The 20,386-nt window shown below is 54.7% G+C and carries 18 protein-coding genes; 7 read left to right on the top strand and 11 right to left on the bottom strand.

Annotation, left to right across the window (positions count from 1 at the left end):
- Positions 1-62: 62 nt before the first annotated feature.
- From K5Y33_RS09510 to K5Y33_RS09560, 11 genes are all read right to left on the bottom strand, one after another.
- Positions 63-1,424, bottom strand: coding sequence for an ATP-binding protein (locus tag K5Y33_RS09510; RefSeq protein ID WP_101763574.1), 1,362 nt, complete (start codon positions 1,422-1,424; stop codon positions 63-65).
- A complete protein-coding gene (locus tag K5Y33_RS09515) occupies positions 1,421-2,101 on the bottom strand; it encodes a response regulator transcription factor (RefSeq protein ID WP_008107810.1) in 681 nt (226 codons plus the stop codon). Before K5Y33_RS09515 ends, K5Y33_RS09510 begins: the two co-directional genes overlap by 4 nt.
- 176 nt (positions 2,102-2,277) lie before the next feature.
- A complete protein-coding gene (gene cysM / locus K5Y33_RS09520) occupies positions 2,278-3,159 on the bottom strand; it encodes a cysteine synthase CysM (RefSeq protein ID WP_222233770.1) in 882 nt (293 codons plus the stop codon).
- Between the two features lie 72 nt (positions 3,160-3,231).
- On the bottom strand, positions 3,232-4,320 hold the full coding sequence (gene cysA / locus K5Y33_RS09525; RefSeq protein ID WP_101763572.1) for a sulfate/thiosulfate ABC transporter ATP-binding protein CysA: 1,089 nt from the start codon (positions 4,318-4,320) through the stop codon (positions 3,232-3,234).
- Positions 4,310-5,182 carry a sulfate/thiosulfate ABC transporter permease CysW gene (gene cysW / locus K5Y33_RS09530; RefSeq protein WP_101763571.1) on the bottom strand — a complete coding sequence of 291 codons (873 nt, stop codon included), beginning with the start codon at positions 5,180-5,182 and terminating at the stop codon, positions 4,310-4,312. The genes cysA and cysW overlap by 11 nt, the downstream gene beginning before the upstream one ends.
- A complete protein-coding gene (gene cysT / locus K5Y33_RS09535) occupies positions 5,182-6,015 on the bottom strand; it encodes a sulfate/thiosulfate ABC transporter permease CysT (protein WP_064739484.1) in 834 nt (277 codons plus the stop codon). The genes cysW and cysT overlap by 1 nt, the downstream gene beginning before the upstream one ends.
- Positions 6,015-7,031: a sulfate ABC transporter substrate-binding protein gene (locus K5Y33_RS09540; RefSeq protein WP_192233084.1), complete on the bottom strand. Its 1,017-nt coding sequence runs from the start codon at positions 7,029-7,031 to the stop codon at positions 6,015-6,017. Before K5Y33_RS09540 ends, cysT begins: the two co-directional genes overlap by 1 nt.
- Positions 7,032-7,300: 269 nt before the next feature.
- Positions 7,301-8,197 (bottom strand): Dyp-type peroxidase, encoded by an 897-nt coding sequence (locus tag K5Y33_RS09545; protein ID WP_222233771.1) that lies wholly within the window; start codon positions 8,195-8,197, stop codon positions 7,301-7,303.
- Positions 8,198-8,298: 101 nt separating this feature from the next.
- On the bottom strand, positions 8,299-8,919 hold the full coding sequence (locus K5Y33_RS09550) for an RpoE-regulated lipoprotein (protein ID WP_210081293.1): 621 nt from the start codon (positions 8,917-8,919) through the stop codon (positions 8,299-8,301).
- Between the two features lie 63 nt (positions 8,920-8,982).
- Positions 8,983-9,435 (bottom strand): DUF2919 domain-containing protein, encoded by a 453-nt coding sequence (locus tag K5Y33_RS09555; RefSeq protein ID WP_255602661.1) that lies wholly within the window; start codon positions 9,433-9,435, stop codon positions 8,983-8,985.
- Between the two features lie 8 nt (positions 9,436-9,443).
- Positions 9,444-9,869, bottom strand: a complete 426-nt coding sequence (locus tag K5Y33_RS09560; protein WP_061717913.1) for a GNAT family acetyltransferase — start codon at positions 9,867-9,869, stop codon at positions 9,444-9,446.
- A 211-nt stretch (positions 9,870-10,080) separates the two neighbouring features.
- On the opposite strand from K5Y33_RS09560, the gene amiA reads away from it, so the two are divergent.
- The 7 genes from amiA (at position 10,081) to K5Y33_RS09595 (ending at position 20,238) form a co-directional block, all read left to right on the top strand.
- A complete protein-coding gene (gene amiA / locus K5Y33_RS09565; RefSeq protein WP_008107837.1) occupies positions 10,081-10,938 on the top strand; it encodes an N-acetylmuramoyl-L-alanine amidase AmiA in 858 nt (285 codons plus the stop codon).
- A 48-nt stretch (positions 10,939-10,986) separates the two neighbouring features.
- On the top strand, positions 10,987-11,910 hold the full coding sequence (gene hemF / locus K5Y33_RS09570) for an oxygen-dependent coproporphyrinogen oxidase (protein ID WP_222233772.1): 924 nt from the start codon (positions 10,987-10,989) through the stop codon (positions 11,908-11,910).
- A gap of 205 nt (positions 11,911-12,115) precedes the next feature.
- The gene (locus K5Y33_RS09575) at positions 12,116-14,821 is read left to right on the top strand and encodes a type VI secretion system Vgr family protein (RefSeq protein WP_255610248.1); all 2,706 of its coding nucleotides are present in this window, start codon (positions 12,116-12,118) and stop codon (positions 14,819-14,821) included.
- A 1-nt stretch (position 14,822) separates the two neighbouring features.
- The gene (locus tag K5Y33_RS09580; RefSeq protein WP_222233773.1) at positions 14,823-16,901 is read left to right on the top strand and encodes a phospholipase D-like domain-containing protein; all 2,079 of its coding nucleotides are present in this window, start codon (positions 14,823-14,825) and stop codon (positions 16,899-16,901) included.
- A 5-nt stretch (positions 16,902-16,906) separates the two neighbouring features.
- Complete coding sequence (locus K5Y33_RS09585; RefSeq protein ID WP_222233774.1) at positions 16,907-17,233, top strand: hypothetical protein; 327 nt, start codon at positions 16,907-16,909, stop codon at positions 17,231-17,233.
- The gene (locus tag K5Y33_RS09590; RefSeq protein ID WP_222233775.1) at positions 17,230-18,411 is read left to right on the top strand and encodes a T6SS immunity protein Tli4 family protein; all 1,182 of its coding nucleotides are present in this window, start codon (positions 17,230-17,232) and stop codon (positions 18,409-18,411) included. Before K5Y33_RS09585 ends, K5Y33_RS09590 begins: the two co-directional genes overlap by 4 nt.
- A 21-nt stretch (positions 18,412-18,432) precedes the next feature.
- Positions 18,433-20,238, top strand: a complete 1,806-nt coding sequence (locus K5Y33_RS09595; RefSeq protein ID WP_222233776.1) for a phospholipase — start codon at positions 18,433-18,435, stop codon at positions 20,236-20,238.
- Positions 20,239-20,386 lie beyond the last annotated feature (148 nt).

Below are 20,386 nucleotides of genomic sequence, written 5' to 3' on the forward strand. Positions count from 1 at the left end.
CCAGGGACGGTTTATGCCGTCTTTACGATCTGCCCCGTTGTCCTGACCGACTGCACTAAGCCTTATTCCTGCTTCCAGCGCGGTAACCTTAACGTTAACTCCAGACCACCTTCCGGGCGATTTACCGCCTGAACTTCACCGTGATGCGCCAGAATCACCTTACGCACAATCGATAGCCCCAAACCGTAGCCTTTGCCCATCAGCGGAGAATTAACCCGTACAAAAGGATCGAAGATGCTCGAAAGCTTCTCATCGTCCACGCCCGGCCCTTGATCGCGCACGCTAATTGCCAGCCACTGATTTTCCGCCTGCAGCCGCACATTGATGTGCTGCCCTTTGTGCGAGAATCGCAGCGCATTGCGCAGCACATTCTCCACACCACGACGAATCAGTTCCGCATTGCCGTGAACGGTGTAATCCGCATTCTCATCCACCTGAAAATCGACAATCACGCCGGGAATCTGCGCTTCGTAGCGCACATCCGTCACCACCGCATGCAGCAGGCCGGTAAGGTCGAAATATTGTTCCCCCGGCATGCTTTCGTGCTCAGCACGCGAAAGCGTCAGCAGCTCGCCAATCATCTTGTCGAGGCGTCGGGCTTCCTCATCAATGCGATTGAGCGAGGATTCGACGGATTCCGGCGTCTGCCGCGCCAGGCCTGTCGCCAGCTGCAAGCGCGCCAGCGGTGAACGCAGCTCGTGGGAGATATCATGCAGCAGCTCCTCGCGCGCTTTCACCAGCGTATCGAGGCGCTCGACCATCGCATCAAAATCCTGCGCAACGTTCGAGAGCTCATCATGGCGTTTGCGCATCACCGGATAGAGCCGTACCGACAAATCACCGCTGGAGACGCGCGCAAAGCCCTCACGCAGCTGCCGCATTGGTCGCGTCAGGTTCCACGCCAGCAACAGGCTAAACAGCAGCCCCAATGCGCCAGCGAAGGTAAACATCGGTTCGGGGATATTCAGGATGCGGCGCGGGCGGCCGCCGCCCATTGAGCTGTCTTCGCGCAGACCTTTAACGTCGTAACGCAGCTCGTACTGTTTGCCATCCTGCCCTTTTACCCAGCGCACAATCACATCAGGAAACGGTCCCTGAAAGGGTTCGTTGATGCTTTCTGGCGGCGCATTGTTGGGCGTCGCAGCGGGCTTTTCGTGCTGGATCACCGAGAAGAATTGCCGATCGTTCGGTTCCCAGTCGGCCATCATGTCATCAAGCGAGCTGGGACCACCGCGCTCCAGTACTGAAACCGCTGACGCCATTTGCAGATTAACGATACGCCGAATCGCCACCAGCTCTGGCGGCTCATGTCGATTACCGGAGAGCGTAAAGCCTAGCCACAACAGTTGGCTGATGATGACAAACACAATCCAGAAGCCCAGCAAAATCTTCCAGAACATGCGGCCGCGATAGCTGTGTTTCATCGAATGCGATAACCAATACTGCGCACAGTTTCAATGTTGACGCTGTCGGCGGTTAAGGCAGCCAGCTTTTGACGGATGTTGCTGATATGCACATCAACGCTACGATCGTAAGCTTCGCGCGGACGGCCAAGGCCTTTTTCCGACAGCTCATCTTTCGACACCACGCGATCCGGCGCACGCAGCAGCAGATCCAGCAAGTTAAACTCTGAAGCCGTCAGATCGAACGCTTTGCCCTGCCATTCGGTGATACGCGTGGCGGGATTGAGGCTGAGATCGCCCCAGCGTAGCAGCTCTTTCTTATCCGGCAGCGGAGTCTGATCTTCAAAGCGACGCAGCACGGCGCGCAGACGGGCCACCAGTTCACGCGGATAGCACGGTTTCGGCATGTAATCATCCGCACCCATTTCCAGGCCGATCACCCGATCAATATTGTCGCCTTTCGCCGTCAGCATAATCACCGGTAACCGGCTGTTCTGCCGCACCTGGCGCAGAACATCGATGCCGCTCATATCAGGCAGCATGATGTCGAGAATCATTGCGGTATAGTTGCCCGATAACGCGCCTTCCACACCGGCGCTACCGGTTAAAACCAGTTGTGTTTCAAAACCTTCAGCAATCAGGTATTGGCTCAACATGGTGCCAAGTTCTACATCATCATCAACCAGCAGAATTTTCATCGTTATCTCTCGTGTAAATTGCCGCTATTTTGTCCTGAGTCTACAACGAACGCAGCCGGTTTTACGCGATCCTTACGTTGCTTACGTCAGACGATTATTACGAAGACTATAGACAAAAATGGCCTGGACGCACCATCACAGTACGCGCAGGCCAAATCATCGGTGGGAAAGTGGGATCAGTGGAAAACGCCGGTGGAGAGATAGCGGTCGCCGCGATCGCACACAATCGCCACCACCACGCTGCCTGGCTGCGCCGTGGCGATACGCAATGCGCCCGCCACCGCACCGCCAGAGCTGACGCCACAGAAGATCCCTTCACGCTGCGCCAGCGCGCGCATGGTCTCTTCCGCCTCGCGCTGCGCCATATCTATTACCTCATCCACTAACTCCGGGCGGAAAATGCCGGGCAGATAGGCTTCAGGCCAGCGACGTATACCGGGAATGCTGCTGCCCTCTTGCGGCTGCAGGCCAATTATCTGCACCGCCGGCGCGAACTCTTTCAGGTAACGCCCAACGCCGGTAATGGTGCCGGTGGTGCCCATGCTGGAGACAAAATGCGTCATGCGGCCAGCGCTTTGCTGCCAGATTTCCGGGCCCGTGGTGAGATAGTGGCCCAGCGGATTATCGGGATTGTTGAACTGATCCAGCACGCGTCCTTCGCCGCGATCGGCCATCGCCTGTGCCAAATCGCGTGCCCCTTCCATGCCCTGCTCGCGCGATACCAGCAGCAATTCAGCGCCGTAGGCGCGCATCGCATCCTGGCGTTCCTGGCTCATGTTATCGGGCATCAGCAGGCGCAGCTTGTAGCCCTTCATCGCGGTGATCATCGCCAGCGCAATGCCGGTGTTGCCGCTGGTGGCTTCAATTAAGGTATCGCCCGGTTTGATGTCACCGCGCAACTCCGCCTGATGAATCATCGACCAGGCCGCACGATCTTTGACGGAACCGGCTGGATTGTTGCCTTCCAGCTTTAGCCAGATCTCGCTGCCGTTATCAGGCGTCAGCCGCTGCAACTTTATCAACGGCGTATTGCCGATGGTATTTTCCAGTGTGGTCACGGTTTAATTCCAGACGAAAGAGGGGCAAATAAAACGGGCGGGAAAGTCCCGCCCGAAGGAGTGTCAAAAATATCAGGCGCTCTCGGCAAAGGCAACCGGGCGCAGCGGCGTAGTGCCATGGTAAATTCGCGCCTGTTGCAGGCCAACGAACAGGCGTTCACCACGCATCGGCGCATGGTGATCGCCGTCGAACACCACGGAGAACACCTCGCCCTGCCAGCCGCTCGGCTGAACGACCAACTGCCAGAAGTGGCCGCGCGGGCTGATCTCCAGCACCTGCACCGGCAAAGGCGTTTCCAGGCTGCTCTGGCGTGAAATATCGATTTCCCACGGACGCAGGAACAGTTCAACTTCGCCCTGATGCGCAGGCGTGTAGCCCAGCGGCCAGCGATGCGCGGCCACATGGAACTGAGAGCCATGTACTTCGCCTGTAAAGCGATTCACTTCGCCAAGGAATTCCAGCACAAAGCGCGTCGATGGATCGCGCCATACGTCATCTGGCGTGCCAACCTGTTCGATGTTGCCCTGGCTCATCACCACCACGGTGTCCGCCACTTCCATCGCTTCTTCCTGGTCGTGGGTCACGAATACGCTGGTGAATTTCAACTCTTCATGCAACTGACGCAGCCAGCGACGCAACTCTTTACGCACCTGCGCATCCAACGCGCCAAACGGCTCATCCAGCAGCAGGATTTGCGGTTCTACCGCCAGTGCACGCGCCAGCGCTACACGCTGCTTCTGTCCACCCGACAACTGCGCCGGGAAGCGGTTGCCCAGATGGGAAAGTTGTACCATCTCAAGCAGACGCGTAACGCGCTGTTTGATCTCAGCAGCACCTGGACGTTCGCGACGTGGCAGAACGGTAAGGCCAAAGGCGATATTGTCGAACACCGTCATGTGGCGGAACAGCGCGTAGTGCTGGAACACAAAGCCCACCTGACGATCGCGCGCATGGATGCGGCTGACGTCTTTGCCATTGAAATGGATCTGTCCGCTATTCTGATGTTCCAGCCCAGCGATGATACGGAGCAGCGTGGTTTTACCGGAACCGGATGGCCCCAGCAGCCCCACCATCTTGCCGGAAGGAATATCCAGAGAGATGTCGTTAAGAACCGACGTGCGGTCAAACGATTTGTTGATTTGTTTAATCTCAATGCTCATGATTTTCCTCCTGTAGGCGCTTCTGCTGATGCTCTAATCGCCACTGCACCACGCTTTTCAGAAACAGCGTTACGATTGCCATCAGGGTCAGCAGCGCGGCGGCAGTAAAGGCGCCCACGGTGTTGTAATCCTGATGCAGTAATTCAACCTGAAGCGGCAAGGTATAGGTTTCGCCGCGAATTGATCCCGAAACCACCGAGACCGCACCAAATTCGCCAATCGCACGTGCGTTGGTTAGCACCACGCCGTACATCAGCGCCCAGCGGATATTCGGCAACGTCACGCGGCGGAACATCTGCCAGCCGGATGCGCCGAGCAACACCGCCGCTTCATCTTCGTGACTGCCCTGGCTCAGCATCACCGGCACCAACTCACGCACCACAAAAGGACAGGTAACGAAGATGGTGGCCAGCACCATGCCCGGCCAGGAGAACATAATCTGAATATTATGCGCATCCAGCCAGCCACCGGCAGGACCGTTGACGCCCCAGAACAGCAGATACATCAACCCGGCAACCACCGGCGACACCGCAAACGGGATATCAAACAGCGTCAACAGCAGCTGGCGGCCGGGAAAGGTGAAGCGCGTCACCAGCCACGCCAGCAGCGTACCGAACACCATATTGACCGGTACGGTAATTAGCGCCACTAAAAGGGTCAGCCAGATGGCGTGCAGCATGTCGCCATCTTTCAGGTTACTCAGCGAGGCAACCAAACCCTGGTTAAGCGCTTCCCAGAAGATGGAAACCATCGGCACCACCAGCAGCAGGATGGAAACTAGCGCACCGATGCCAATCAGCAGCCACTTGCCCCAGTTGATTGGCTGGCGGTCGGCGTGATTGATGTGTGAAATCTCCGCCATCAGTGGCCTCCTAAGCGACGGCCAAAGCGGCTCTGCAAGGTGTTAATCGCGAACAGCAGCAGCAAAGAAGCCGCCATGATCACCGAGGCGATGGCACTCGCCGCCGGATAATCAAACTCCTGCAGACGCACGAAAATCATCAGCGAGGTCACTTCCGTTTTCCAGGCGATGTTGCCGGCGATAAAGATTACCGCGCCAAACTCACCGATGCTGCGGGTAAACGACAGCGCAGTGCCGGCAAGCAATGCCGGCGCCACTTCTGGCAGCACCACGCGACGGAAGCTCTGCCAGCGCGTTGCGCCCAGCGTTTCCGCGGCTTCTTCATATTCCGGACCTAACTCTTCCAGCACCGGCTGCACGGTACGCACCACAAACGGAATGCTGGTAAAGGCCATCGCCACAGCGATGCCGAGCCAGGTGTAAGAGACTTTGATATCAAAATGCGCCAGCCACTGACCGTACCAGCCGTTGACCGAGAACAGGCCCGCCAGCGTTAAACCTGCCACCGCAGTCGGCAGCGCAAACGGCAGATCCATCAAACCATCCAGCAGCGTGCGGCCGGGGAAGCGATAACGCGTCAAAATCCACGCCATCAGCATGCCGAATACGGCGTTGAACAGCGAGGCCACGCCCGCCGCCAGAATCGTCACTTTATACGCGGCGATCAGCTGTGGATGGCTAATCACCGCCCAATATTGCGCCAGCGTCATCTGCGACAGCTGCATCAGCAGCGCGCTGATCGGCAGCAGCAGAATCAGACAGGTGAAGAGTAAGCTGGTGCCGAGGCTCAATCCAAAGCCCGGCAAAACACGTTTTTGAGCGAGCGCGAACATTAACCGCGCCCCGCTGCCAGTAATTTGTCCAGCTCGCCATCATTGGCAAAATGGACTTTCATCACGTTATCCCAGCCGCCAAAGGCGTCTTTGACGTTGAACAGTTCTGTCTGCGGGAAGCGATCTTTCTGCTCCGCCATCAGCTGCGGGTTATTCACGCGATAGTAGTAAGTGGTGATGATTTTCTGTGCTTCGGGCGTGTAGAGATAATTCAGATAGGCTTTGGCCGCGTCTGCGGTGCCGTTGTGCTCGACATTTTTGTCGACCCACGCCACCGGGAACTCCGCCAGAATATTGGTTTTTGGCACGATCACTTCGTAGTCGTCTTTGCCGTACTGATTACGGATGTTATTCACTTCCGATTCAAAGCTGATCAGCACATCGCCCAGACCGCGCTCGGCAAAGGTGGTGGTCGCACCGCGACCGCCGGTATCAAACACTTCCACGTTCTTGAGGAACTTCGCCATAAAGGCTTCAGTTTTGGCTTTATCTTTGCCATCCGCCTGATCGGCAGCGCCCCACGCGGCGAGATAAGTGTAACGGCCGTTACCCGAGGTTTTTGGGTTAGGGAAAATCAGCTTCACGTTATCGCGCGCCAGATCGGCCCAGCTGTGAATCTGCTTTGGGTTACCTTTACGCACCAGAAACGCCATGGTGGAGTAAAACGGTGAGCTGCTGTTTGGCAGACGTTGTTGCCAGTCAGCGGGAATCAGTTGGCCTTTGTCGTGCAGCACCTGCACATCGGTCACCTGATTGTAGGTCACCACATCGGCGCGCAGCCCTTGCAGAATCGCCAGCGCCTGCTTAGAAGAACCGGCGTGCGACTGCTTGATGGTCAGCTTGTCATTAGGATGGGCAGCGTCCCACTGTTTTTCAAAGGGTGCATTCAGGGCAACGAACAGTTCGCGCGAAACGTCGTAAGAGCTATTCAGCAACTCGGTCGCTTGCGCCGCACCGGCTAAAGCACACGACAGCGCGATACCGCCAAGCCATTTTTTCGAAATCGGAAGTGTCATGCTGCACCCTGAAAGACGACAGTTAAGCCAATGCCATTAGATGCTGTCAGTGTATTTATAACTCAGGGGAAAGCTGTAACGGTTTTATATATCGTTTAGGGATTTCAAAGTCTAAAAAGGCATAAGACGGCGGGAGAGTTTATGCGGCGAATGGAAATGTAAATCGGCATTAAGCGATTCATTGCGCAATAAATGGCGCCGCGACAAATAAGGGCTGATATCCGTAGCGGCGCGATGAATCGCGCCAGGTTGACCTTAATACATAGAGGTTACAGCGCTTGCAAAGCATCCAGCGACGGCGCAAAAAAGTAGCTGCCGCTAACCGGTTTGGTGAAGCGCAGCATGGCGTCCATCTTGCCGTCGCGCTCGCCGAACATGCTCAGCAATTGCTGCTCAATATTGTAGAGACGATGACAGTAAGAGATGAAGTACAGCCCATGCGTGCCACTGGCGCTGCCGTATGGCAGGCTCTGGCGCAGAATCTTTAGCCCTTTGCCCTCTTCTTTCAGATCGACACGGCTGAGATGCGATGTCGCAGGACGCTGATCGCCCGGCAACTCTTCATCCGTCTCTTTAGTACGGCCAATAATCGCTTCCTGTTTCTCCACCGCCATGCGGTTCCAAAGCTTAAGGTTGTGCTCCCAGCGCTGGGTAAACACATAGCTGCCGCCCGCATCCGCGCCTGCGCTGATAATCGCTACCTCCTTGCGCGCTTCGCCCTGCGGATTTTCCGTGCCATCAACGAAGCCCGACAGATCGCGATTTTCAATCCAGCGGAAACCGTGCGTCTCTTCTTCGATATTGACCGCAGCGGCAAAGGCGCTAAGTGCCGCCTGAGCCAGCGCGAAGTTCACGTCGTGTCGTTGAGATTGAATATGGATCAGCAAATCGCGCTGCGTGGCAGGCGCAATGCCTTTACCAAGCGCGGCGAAAGCTTTGAGTTCAGGTGCAGAAGCGTTGCCTTGCAGATCGCGCCACAGCGCATCACCAAAGGCGATCACCGCGCCCAATCCGGCATCACTGAATTGCGTCTGCAGCGCTGCAAGCTGCTGTAAGAAGAATTTGCTGCCCTGGCGCAGCGCGTCAAGATCGCCCATGACGCGGGCTTCGAGCCAAATGGCGAAACGGCGGTGCTCCAACAGGATCCCGCTCTGAAACTGAGACATTGCTATGCTCTCCGGCATGAAGGTTAGACGATATTTTTTCGCCCGCATCATACCGGAAAGCCACACTCTTTGAGCGGGTTTTTAAGCAAGTTTTATCTGGTTTAACGCTGCCAAACGATCTTGCTGATTTTCCAGCTTTTCAGGGTATCGTCCGACGGCATCAAGCCTTCCGGGCCATGCCATTCACCGCTGTAAATGTAGGAGATGTGCTGGCTGCCCGGCGCACGGCACTCAACATCGCGTGCATCAAGACCGGTGGCCATTTTGCAGTTGTTAAAGGCTTTGCTGAACTTGTCGCTGAACAGATCGCCGATCTTGCTGCCGTCCGCCGCTTTGGCATCGGCATCCTGCACTTCGATGCGCTCCACGCTGCTGCTGCCGTTAATCACCAATTTAACGTTGTCGCCATCCAGCGCCTGCCAGAAATCCACCACCTGACCATTCTGCGTGCGCATGCCCTGACGCAGTTTGTAATCGCCGTTCAGCGCTTTATGGATGGCGTCTTCCGACATTGAAGTGGTGCTCGTCAGGCCCGCAACGCCTTGCTCTGTGACCTCCAGCGATCCACCAAACCAGCCGAGTGGATTGAGCGCCGACCAGTGATAGCTAAGCGGATTGTACCAATGGCTTTCGCTATCGCTCGCGCTGCCAGAGGAACCCGAACTGGCGCAGCCGGCCAGAACCATGCTGCTAACCAGCAGTGCGTGACGAACAACTTTCATGAAAACTCCTTGATCTGCTAAGCCGATTGGCGTGCCTGTTGGAGTCACAAACCGGCAAAAAGTTTATTCGACCTGCTGATGTTCCGGCAGAAAGCAGTCGCGCAGGCGAGGTTGCGTTTGCAGCCAGAACAACGCCAGCAGGTCAAACAGCGTCAATAACAGCGGCAGCGGCGAGTCGGGAAAGGCGCCTTGCAGCAGGCTGGAACCCTGCCACAGCAGGCTGACAAATAGCGATGCGCTCAATACATGACGCCAGCTTTGCCACAGGCGCGGCCAGCGCTGGCGATAGCCGGTCAGCAATAAGCCGATAGCCGCCGGAATGCCTAACGCCAGCCCCAGCCAGAAGCTTTGGCGGTCGGGATAGAACAGCGCCAGCAAATCATTGCCCTGCTGGCGTGATGCGCCCGCCATCACCAGCAGCAGCCAGGTGCGCGCCTGCAATAACAGGATCAGCCAGAAAAGAAACGGCAGCCGCAGCTGCCCTTTCGCATCGTACTCTTCGGGAAGGTATTTCAAACCGACCCTCAATACTCGCGATCTTCAATCAAACGCTTGCCCAGCAGCAGCGAGTCCACCGGCTCGTATTCGAGCTTTTCGTAAAACGCCACCACCTGATCGTTCTCTTCGCGCACCATCAAATTGATTTTTGGGCAACCGCGCGCAATCAGCTTCTTCTCAAGACGATTCATCAACGCATTGGCAAAGCCACGGCCCTGATAATCAGGATGCACCGCCAGATAGTAGACGGAGCCGCGATGGCCGTCGTAGCCGCCCATCACCGTACCGACCACTTCGCCACCGACTTCCGCGACCAGAAACAGTTCCGCGTCGTGGTTCATTTTGCGTTCAATGTCCAGCTCCGGATCGTTCCATGGGCGTAACAAATCGCAACGCTCCCAGAGCGTGATCACTTCTTCAAAATCTTCCTGGCGGAAAGAACGGATTTCCATCGACGTTACCCTGCTGTTAGGCACAATTCGCTGATTATCACGCATTCTTTGCCAGGCGCAACCCTCACGCGTGACAACGGAGCAAAAAAAGCGCGACATCGTTGTTAGTGCGTTGCAATAGAAAGTAAACACTTGAAATAGTTGCGAGGTCGCCGCCTGGCAATTGTTACGCTATAACACGGGGCAGGATTTACCTGCCATGGACCCGTAAATGAAGAAGATTTCACTGCTTAAGCGCCTTACCAATCGTCGCCAACTGATACTTTCCGGTTTAGCGCTGGCGGTGTTATCACCGCGTGCGGTGCAGGCCAAAGAACAGAACAGCGATTTGCGCGTTAGTCCGCGTCATACGCCACCGAAACCTGCCAGCAACGGCAAACGCATCGTGATGATCGATCCCGGCCACGGCGGCATCGATTCCGGCGCCGTCGGCGAAGAGGGCTCGGAAGAGAAACACATTGTGCTGGCGATCGCCAATACCGTAAAGACGCTGCTGCAATCGCATCCACGCATCGAAGTGCGCCTGACGCGCGACAGCGACCACTTTATTCCGCTCTATCAGCGCGTCGAAATCGCCCACCAGCACGGCGCTAACCTGTTTATGTCGATTCACGCCGATGGCTACACCAGCCCGGATGCTAACGGCGCATCGGTGTTTGCCCTTTCCAATCGCGGTGCCAGCAGCGCGATGGCGCGTTACCTTTCGCAGCGTGAAAACGATGCCGACAAAGTGGGCGGCGCTGAGGTGCAGGATAAAGATCATTACCTCAACCAGATTCTGTTCGATCTGGTGCAGACCGATACCATTCGCAACAGCCTGACGCTGGGTAAACACGTCCTCGATCAGATTCGCCCGGTGCATCATCTGCACAGCCAGCACACCGAACAGGCTGCATTTGCGGTGCTGAAATCGCCGTCGATTCCTTCGGTGCTGGTGGAAACCTCCTTCATTACCAATCCGCGTGAAGAGCAGCTGCTTGGCACGCAGGCGTTCCGCCAGAAAATTGCCAGCGCCATTGCCGACGGCATCGCCCGCTACTTCGATGAGGTCGATCGTCGCGAAGCATAGCCTTCATCCTGTGGTAGAATCGCGGCAAATTTCCGGAACGAGTGACTGATGAGCAATCCCGATATTTCCCGCGTCAAAGCCTTTTTGCTGGCGCTGCAAGATGATATTTGCGCCCAATTAGCGGCGGAAGATGGCAAGGCGAGCTTTGCCGAAGATGAGTGGCAACGTCCCGGCGGCGGCGGCGGACGCAGTCGCGTATTGCGTGATGGCGCGGTATTTGAACAGGCCGGCGTAAACTTCTCGCACGTGCACGGCGATCAAATGCCCGCATCCGCCACCGCGCATCGTCCCGAACTGGCTGGCCGCAGCTTTGAAGCGATGGGCGTGTCGCTGGTGGTGCATCCATCCAATCCTTACGTGCCAACCAGCCACGCCAACGTGCGCTTCTTTATCGCGGAAAAACCGGGCGCCGATCCGGTGTGGTGGTTTGGCGGTGGTTTCGATCTCACGCCATATTACGGCTTCGAACAGGATGCGCTGCACTGGCATCAAACCGCACACGATCTGTGCCAGCCGTTTGGTGAGGAGGTTTATCCGCGCTACAAAAAGTGGTGCGACGATTACTTCTACCTCAAGCATCGCGACGAGCAGCGCGGCATCGGCGGCCTGTTTTATGACGACCTGAACACGCCCGATTTCGATTACTGCTTCGATTTCATGCAGGCAGTCGGCAACGGTTTCGCCAACGCCTACCTGCCGATTGTGGCCAGACGCAAAGCGCTGCCGTGGCGCGATCGCGAGCGCCAGTTCCAGCTCTATCGTCGTGGTCGCTACGTCGAGTTCAATCTGGTGTGGGATCGCGGCACGCTGTTTGGCCTGCAAACCGGCGGTCGCACCGAATCCATTTTGATGTCGATGCCACCGCTGGTGCGCTGGGAATACGATTATCAGCCAGAAGCCGATTCCCCCGAAGCCGCCTTGTACCGCGATTTCCTGCCGGTGAAAGAGTGGTTGAAGCCAACATCAAAATAATAAAATCGACCTGCCTTTAACAGCGCGATATCTCGCGCTGTTAAATCCCATACTTCTTATCGAATCAACTTATTACATCTACTCATTGCGCACAAAAGACACAATAAAGTAGTTGCCCATCCTGATTATTTACCACAGAATCACCCTTCTCAATTTGTGGATTAACCGTCATCTGACGGCTAAACGGAACCAGGAAGGTGCCACGTTGAAAGATTTCATTGCCACGGCTTCACTCTCGCTTTACACCCTTACCATCAACAACACGTCAGTGCGCCCTGACGTGCTGCGCTTTCGCGGCCGCGAGGCGCTGAGCGAGCCCTTCCGCTGGGACATTGAGTTCACCACCGATTTGCCGGTTAAAGACGAGCTGCTGAACAAATTCGCCAACCTGAGGATGCGCAGCGGCAAGGTGGTGCACGGCGTCATCACCCGCATGGAGTGGCTGAGCCAGAGCGCTGACCAGACGCACTATCGCGTCATTCTTGAATCGCGCCTTGCGCTGATGAAGCTCACCTGCGAGAGCCGGGTGTTTCAGAACCTCAGCGTGCCGGAGCTGGCGGAACAGTTGCTGCGCCAGCACGGTTTTGAAGGGCCGGACTTTGATTTCCGCCTGACGCGCGAGTACCCGGCGCGCGAGCTGATTACCCAGTGGCAGGAGAGTGATTTGCAATTCCTGCAGCGCATTTTGTCTGAAGTCGGCATCTGGTTCCGTTCGGAGATGAACGCGGTCACCGAACAGGAAACGCTGATTTTCGCCGATTCGCAGCAGGGCTATCAGTTTGACGTGGCGCTGCCGTACGCCGAGCTTTCGGGCCTGCACGACGGCGCACGTGAGTCGGTGTGGGGCGTGCGCACCTGGCATAACGTGGTCACCGGCAGCGTGCGCGTGCGCGACTACAACTATCGTCAGGCGGGCGAGCCCGGCGACGCTGATGCGGCTGTCAGCAGCGGTGCCACTACCACTGGCGAGCACTATCGCTATATCGGCCCATATCTGAATCCCGGTGAAGAGGACGAAACCGAGTCAGGACGGTTTTACGCGCGCATCGCCCACGAGCGCGAGCTGAAGCGTGCCGACTACGTGCACCTGTTCAGCAACGCCTCGCACCTGACGCCGGGCGCGGTGCTGGAGCCGCAGGGCAAGGTTATCCGCGCGCTGCAAAACGGTGTGGTGATGACGCTGGTCACCTTCATCGCGTCGCGCGATTCGCGCCTGCACGTTTCCGTCTGGGGCATGCCGTACACCGAGGCTTTCTGCTTCCGCCCGGCGACTGTGCCGCGTCCTGAAATTGTCGGCACCCATCCGGCTCGTGTTGAAAGCCGCAACGCCGATGATATCTACGCCCATCTCGACGAGACGGGACGCTACCGGGTGAAGCTGGACGTTGACCGCCTGTTCAGCGAATCAGGCTACAGCTACCTGTGGGTGCGGCTGGCAAAACCCTATGCCGGACGAGATTATGGCTTCCACGCGCCGCTGATTCAGGGCACCGAAGTTGGCATCGCCTTTGACGGCGGCGACCCGGACCGCCCGTACATCGCGCACGCCTTTCACGATTCCGAACATCCCGACGTCGTCAGCCGCGACAACCGCAGCCAGAACATTCTGCGCACTCCCGCCGGAAATGAACTGCGCATGGAAGACAAGCGCGGCGCGGAACACATCGCGCTCACTACTGAATATGGTAAAACCCAGCTTAATCAGGGCCACATCACCGATAAGCAGGACAAACCGCGTGGCAGCGGCTTTGAGTTGCACACCGACGAACACGGTGTGATACGCGTGGCGAAAGGTTTATTCGTCACCGCCGATGGCCAGACCAAAGGCGTGGGCGAGGTGCTGGACATGGCGACCACGCTGCGCGAAATCGAGATTGCGATTAAACAAATCGAGCAGCTGAAGCTGGTGCAGGAGCAGGTTGACGCGCTGATTGTCGATATCAACGTGCAGCGTGAGATGTTCAGCAAGCGCCTGCAGCCGCTGAACGAGCTGATTCACTTCTCGGCTCCCGAAGGCGTGGCATTCACCAGTGGCGAGCACCTGCAGATGGCGGCGGCGGAGAACATCCACATCAACGCGGGCGGTGACATCAGCGCCGGGGCGATGGGCAACGTCAACCTGATGGCGGGCGAAAAAGTCGGGCTGTTTGCGCACCAAGATAAGCTGAGTCTGATTGCGGGTGAAGGGCCGATAAAGGTTGAAGCGCAGAATGCGGCGATGAAAATCATGGCAGCGAAGAAGCTGAGCATGAGCGCGGAGCAGGACATACTGTTCGCCAGCAAGAAACGCATCGTGCTGATAGGCGGCGGCAGTTACCTGAAGCTGGAAGCCGGGCGGATTGAGTACGGCACCGAGGCAAAGTATGCGCGCAAGACTATGCGCACGCACAAGGCGGTGGCGCGGAAGATGCCGGTCGAAATGCCGGTGATGCCGCTGGCAGACCGGTTTGCAGAACAAGCAGGTCGCCGCGCGCTTAACCCGTTAATTTATTTGGGCGATGCACCGGGTTCGGCTGGTCATGCCCATGCTCAGCGTAGTTGGCAAATTGTCATCGCGCAGTCTAAAAGTGAGGCGATGAGCACCGATGAAATTGTTATGCGTGGAGAGTCCGACTCTCAGGGCCGTTTGCTATCCGCGGAGCAACAAACGCATCTGGCTGAATTGGCGAAACAACATGCAGATCGGTTATGGCTAGTGAGTGGACAGCGCGTGCTGCGCGTACGGCTAAGCATCATCCCATCTACGGCAGACGAGGCGGTGAAAGAGGCCTGCGCACTGGATGCACTGGGTTATCACCGTGCGTTTAACCGGGCTAGCGGCAGCGAGGTTCCCTTCTCAGCGTTCACGCAATGCATTCGCAAAGAACAGCAAACAGAGGCTTCACCGTCGGTCCTCAAGGAGGAGAAATAATATGTCAGGCGACAGTTTTAACGATTATCCGCACAGCTGTGCGGTCTACTTCGATGAAGACAAGGATACCAGCCACATCGCCACGGCGACGATGAATCACTGGGTGCACAATGGTTTTGCACAGTTCACAGCTGGCAATCGTGTGAAAGCGCACCTCGGCGGCAAAGAGTATTTTGCTGCGCTGCTGGAAGCTTTTACACAGGCGCAGAAAACCATTTACATCACTGGCTGGCAAGTCAACTGGGATGCCCAGTTGGCTGACGGTGTGAGGCTAGTCGATTCACTACTGGCGGCGGTGATGGCCGCACCGTCGCTCAAGGTGTACATCATGCCCTGGAAAGATCCCTACCCAATGGAAACTTACTCGGCCGCCACCGAACGCGTTTTTGCTGCTCTTAACAGTCATGTCGGACGTCGGGCATTTCACGTGCTGCGCGCCGGTTCAAAATCCGGCAAGTTTTTCTCTCATCATCAGAAATGCGTCATTGTTGATGAGCGACTGGCTTTTGTCGGCGGCATCGACCTTGCCTACGGTCGTTACGATGACAACTATGGCATGCAGGCTGATGCGGCAGGCCGTAAGGGGATGAACATGTACAATCCCTGTGTCCCCGTGATGGCTGCGGGCCGGGGCTATAACCCGATGGAAGAGTACGCGACGCCACATGCGGATCCGCGATTAGATCGCGATCCCAATGCACGCGAACAGGCTAAAAAGCGCGAGGCCGTTAGCGTGACACGCATTATTGACGCGGTACTGACGCGGCGTGAAAGCCAGTCGCCGGGCAAGGCTAAAGAAAGCACCTATCTGGACGCAAAAATCCAGCCGCGCATGCCGTGGCAGGATTATCAGGTGGAGATTGAAGGCCCAGCTGTGTATGACCTGATAGCCAACTTTGTTCTGCGCTGGAACAGCTATCCACCGGACTATCCCAAATCGTTACTGCAGACACAGACTCCAGAACTGCACATCCCGGCGACGCGACCTGAGAGAGTCGGCTCCTGCCACGTTCAGGTATTACGCAGCGCATCGCAGAAGATGTGTCGGAGCGAGCAGAAACGGCCGCTGCGCGAGCAGCCGCCGGAGAGCAAAACGCAACATGACGTGATGGATGCAATGAAGCTGCTAATCGACAAGGCTGATCATTATATTTATATCGAGAACCAGTTTTTCGTTTCGGCGTTTGGGAAGTCTTCAATTCCTCCGGATAGTAAGCTGAGCCCGGTGGCTGAGAGCATAAATCCCTCAGCCAGCGCGTTCGTAACACGCAGATTTCCGGACAAACCCGCGCCTGAAAATCGGATAGCGGAGTGGCTGGCAGATAAGATTGAAGGCCACATTATCTCGTTCAATCCGATGCCGTTTCACGTCTACATTATGCTACCGGTCTATCCGGAAGGCCGACTGGACGATCCCTCCATCGTGGCGCAGATTCATTTGACGCGGCAGTCGCTGGTGTTTGGCTCACACAGCCTGATAAACCGCATCCGCCGCACCCTGTGGGTGAAGCAGCAACTGGAAGAGATGGCAGTGCCACGAAAAGAGTGGCATAGGCAGATACCTAAACTTGAAGAAGCGTGCGGCGACGGCTATCTGGATATCGATATTGAGGCTTGCTATGAGTTCGTTACGCTGCTGAATATGCGCGACCACGGTGAGCTGAACGGCCAGCCAGTCACCGAGCAGATTTACGTGCACAGCAAGCTGATGATCATTGACGATCGCTGGGTACTGGTGGGCAGCGCCAACATTAACGACCGCAGCCTGCTGGGCGATGGCGATTCTGAGCTGGCGGTGACGATAGCCGATATGGATCACAGTGTTCATGACCTCGATGGCAGCGGCACATCTGAGCCATGCCGTACATTTGCCAGAGATCTGCGTCAGAAAGCGTGGCGTAAGTGGATGGGAAGCGCGGCGGCTGAATGTGAAGAAGCACTGGATAAACCAGCGCTGAAAGCAAGCTGGGAAAAAATGCAGTCTATAGCTCGAGACAATTCAGATATTTATGAAGATGTTTTTAATTTTATTCCCCGCAATGAATTCGAATCAAAAACCTCGAAAAAAACAATTATTTAGAAAGAATGGAATCGAGAGTAATAGTCGATAAAACTCCTGTTCCAATTTGGCCGACGCAAGCCGCCAATAAAAAAATTTCAATTACTGACAGTGAAAAAATGCCATTTTCTGATTTTTTTTGGCGAGAATACAATAAAAAACGATTTGGAAACAATCATCGGTTACAAAAAATAAAAGGCTACTTCACAGAACTTGCAGTTGCCTGGACATCAGGAGAGGACAATCTAATCCCTTATAATATGCGATTAATTGCCAAGCATTACACGCAGGACTACGAAAACCGATCGGTTGCCATAAATAAAAATGATGAGAGTGATGAGGTGGCCTCATGAAATTTCTTTACGTCTATTTATTTTCATTGTGCCTTTTAGTTTCTACTAATGCAGCTGGGCAAGAATGGAAAAATGAATGTGTTGGCTATTATCAACTGGAACTTCCTGCCGGGCTTGAAACAGCGCTTTACGTAATAACAAATATTACTCATCCTCCCAAAGAACCTGTAAGTCGCTCTGGCATTTTAGTACAACGCACACGTAATCCAGTAATTACTTTTGGCGTTAAAGCCCGTGAGTCTGGTGATGATAGAGTCCAGGCTCAATTTTCATATTTTAATTATGATAATTATGATCTAGTTATTTTTTCTGAAGAATCAAATCTAATAAATCTCTCTGAATATAAAAAAAAGGTTATAAGTGATTATGATTTTAATATTAACTCCAGAAGACAGATTGAAAAAAGAAGGTTGAGAGTTCTCGATGAACCACTCACACTAGAAAATGAATTCAACAGACTCCATGGCTTTTTAATTAAAGACTATAATAATGCATTCTCTGCCTATGAATTCAGAGACTATATCCTTCACATTAGCAGTGGAAAAAGACTTTATCAGTTCTGGTCAAAAAGAGATAATTATCTCGAAGATAAATCTCAAAAGGCAGAAAACCAGTGGCATAAAAAAGAGCCTGAAGTTAAATCTTTGCTAAGCCGCTTCAGCACTCGCGATTTATACGAAGTCCCAGCTAAACAAGGCTTCTGCATCCCTTACGGATTCATAGCTAATGATTCCGGTCATGAGTCACACAATATGGCTGTTACCTACCGGTTAAAAGATCATCCTGATGTGACGATCCTCTTTCAAACTCTGACATCAGATCCTGGCCCAGGTAATAATCGGCCAAAATTTGATATGAACGAGAAAGAATATGTTACTGAGTTCTGGAACCGTATTTATGGGGTAAAATTCCGGGATATAAAGCTTTATGGGAAAGGGTTTAGCTATCCAAAAATTGATGGTCGCAAAGCCGTAGCCGCTTTTGCAAAATTCACCCGTTACGATAAATCTGTCGATTATGGCTACGTTGCTTACGTCAAAGGCAAAACCCCGGATGAACCAACCATTATGTTTTTCGTCATGCGTAAGGGTACTCAGGCTACAGTCCATCCCCCATTCGATCACGAAGAACTGGAGAAAATGGCAGAACATATAGTTGCGTCGATTAAAAAGCGCTAATAGATATTTTCCGTCAACAGCATGTTGCTGCGCGCCGGTTCAAAATCCGGCAAGTTTTTCTCTCATCATCAGAAATGCGTCATTGTTGATGAGCGACTGGCGTTTGTCGGCGGCATCGACCTTGCCTACGGTCGATACGATGACAACTATGGCATGCAGGCTGATGCGGCAGGCCGTAAGGGGATGAACATGTACAATCCCTGTGTCCCCGTGATGGCTGCGGGCCGGGGCTATAACCCGATGGAAGAGTACGCGACGCCACATGCGGATCCGCGATTAGATCGCGATCCCAATGCACGCGAACAGGCGAAAAAGCGCGAGGCCGTTAGCGTGACGCGTATCATTGACGCGGTACTAACGCGGCGTGAAAGCCAGTCGCCAGGCAAGGCTAAAGAAAGCACCTATCTGGACGCAAAAATCCAGCCGCGCATGCCGTGGCAGGATTATCAGGTGGAGATTGAAGGCCCAGCTGTGTATGACCTGATAGCCAACTTTGTTCTGCGCTGGAACAGCTATCCACCGAACTATCCCAAATCGTTACTGCTGACACAGACTCCAGAACTGCACATCCCGGCCACGCGACCTGAGAGAGTCGGCTCCTGCCACGTTCAGGTATTACGCAGCGCATCGCAGGAGATGTGTCGGAGCGAGCAGAAACGGCCGCTGCGCGGGCAGCCGCCGGAGAGCAAAACGCAGCATGACGTAATGGAGGCGATGAAGCTGCTGATCGACAAGGCTGATCATTATATTTATATCGAGAACCAGTTTTTCGTTTCGGCATTTGGCGAGTCTTCGATAAAGGGCCCGAAGGCGCTAAGTCCGGTGGCAAAAAGCATAACACCCTCTGCCGGAGCTTTTATTACGCGCAGATTTCCTGACAAGCCCGCCCCCGAAAATCAGGTGGCTGAGTGGTTAGACAACAAGATAAAGTGCCACATTATCTCGTTCAATCCGATGCCGTTTCACGTCTACATTATGCTACCGGTCTATCCGGAAGGCCGGCTGGACGATCCCACCATCGTGGCGCAGATTCACCTGACGCGGCAGTCACTGGTGTTTGGCTCGCATAGCCTAATAAACCGCATCCGCCGCACCCTGTGGGTGAAACAACAACTAGAAGAAATGCAGGTGCCACTAAAACAGTGGCACCTGCAAATACCTAAGCTGGAAGAGGTGTGCGGCGACGGCTATCTGGATATCGACATTGAGGCTTGCTACGAATTTGTCACCCTACTGAATATGCGCGATCACGGTGAGCTGAACGGCCAGCCAGTCACCGAGCAAATTTACGTGCACAGCAAGCTGATGATCGTAGACGATCGATGGGTGCTGGTGGGCAGCGCCAGCATCAACGACCGCAGCCTGCTGGGCGATGGCGATTCTGAGCTGGCGGTGACGATAGCCGATATGGATCACAGCGTTCACGATCTCGATGGCAGCGGCACACCTGAGCCGTGCCGCACGTTTGCCAGGGAATTGCGCCAGAAAGCGTGGCGTAAGTGGATGGGCAGCGCGGCTGCTGAGTGTGAAAAAGCACTGGATAAACCGGCGCTGAAAGCGATATGGGAAAAGATTCAAGCGATAGCGAAAGATAATGCCAGGATTTTTAATGCTGTGTTCAATTTTATTCCCTGTAATATGCCTAAGCCAGAAAAGGGCACCGGAGAAAACTATTCTGATGATAACAGACCTGCGCAAGAAGACGGTGACGTTCCAGCGTCAATCTGGCCAGTAATGAAAGCCAATCAAAAAAACAGTCTATCTAATAGAGAAAACATGCCATTTTCAGAAATATTTTGGCTTTCATACAAAAAAATATATTCCTGAATCGATATCGACTTGATGAAATAAAGGGATACTTCGCTGCCCTGTCAACAGGTTGGACTACCGGTGAAGATAACCTTATCCCTTACAATATGAGGCTCATTTCTCAGAGGGATGATTCAGGAAGTAATGAACAGAAAATTACCATGAA

It is taken from the genome of Pantoea sp. DY-17, from assembly GCF_019795975.1.
Taxonomy (GTDB): domain Bacteria; phylum Pseudomonadota; class Gammaproteobacteria; order Enterobacterales; family Enterobacteriaceae; genus Pantoea; species Pantoea leporis.

Bases quoted from the DNA above. Each gene is read 5' to 3' on its own strand.
- K5Y33_RS09510 (WP_101763574.1), bottom strand. From the start codon at position 1,424: ATGAAACACAGCTATCGCGGCCGCATGTTCTGGAAGATTTTGCTGGGC.
- K5Y33_RS09515 (WP_008107810.1), bottom strand. From the start codon at position 2,101: ATGAAAATTCTGCTGGTTGATGATGATGTAGAACTTGGCACCATGTTG.
- cysA (WP_101763572.1), bottom strand. From the start codon at position 4,320: ATGAGCATTGAGATTAAACAAATCAACAAATCGTTTGACCGCACGTCG.
- cysW (WP_101763571.1), bottom strand. From the start codon at position 5,182: ATGGCGGAGATTTCACACATCAATCACGCCGACCGCCAGCCAATCAAC.
- cysT (WP_064739484.1), bottom strand. From the start codon at position 6,015: ATGTTCGCGCTCGCTCAAAAACGTGTTTTGCCGGGCTTTGGATTGAGC.
- K5Y33_RS09540 (WP_192233084.1), bottom strand. From the start codon at position 7,031: ATGACACTTCCGATTTCGAAAAAATGGCTTGGCGGTATCGCGCTGTCG.
- K5Y33_RS09545 (WP_222233771.1), bottom strand. From the start codon at position 8,197: ATGTCTCAGTTTCAGAGCGGGATCCTGTTGGAGCACCGCCGTTTCGCC.
- K5Y33_RS09550 (WP_210081293.1), bottom strand. From the start codon at position 8,919: ATGAAAGTTGTTCGTCACGCACTGCTGGTTAGCAGCATGGTTCTGGCC.
- K5Y33_RS09560 (WP_061717913.1), bottom strand. From the start codon at position 9,869: ATGGAAATCCGTTCTTTCCGCCAGGAAGATTTTGAAGAAGTGATCACG.
- amiA (WP_008107837.1), top strand. From the start codon at position 10,081: ATGAAGAAGATTTCACTGCTTAAGCGCCTTACCAATCGTCGCCAACTG.
- hemF (WP_222233772.1), top strand. From the start codon at position 10,987: ATGAGCAATCCCGATATTTCCCGCGTCAAAGCCTTTTTGCTGGCGCTG.
- K5Y33_RS09580 (WP_222233773.1), top strand. From the start codon at position 14,823: ATGTCAGGCGACAGTTTTAACGATTATCCGCACAGCTGTGCGGTCTAC.
- K5Y33_RS09585 (WP_222233774.1), top strand. From the start codon at position 16,907: ATGGAATCGAGAGTAATAGTCGATAAAACTCCTGTTCCAATTTGGCCG.
- K5Y33_RS09590 (WP_222233775.1), top strand. From the start codon at position 17,230: ATGAAATTTCTTTACGTCTATTTATTTTCATTGTGCCTTTTAGTTTCT.
- K5Y33_RS09595 (WP_222233776.1), top strand. From the start codon at position 18,433: ATGTTGCTGCGCGCCGGTTCAAAATCCGGCAAGTTTTTCTCTCATCAT.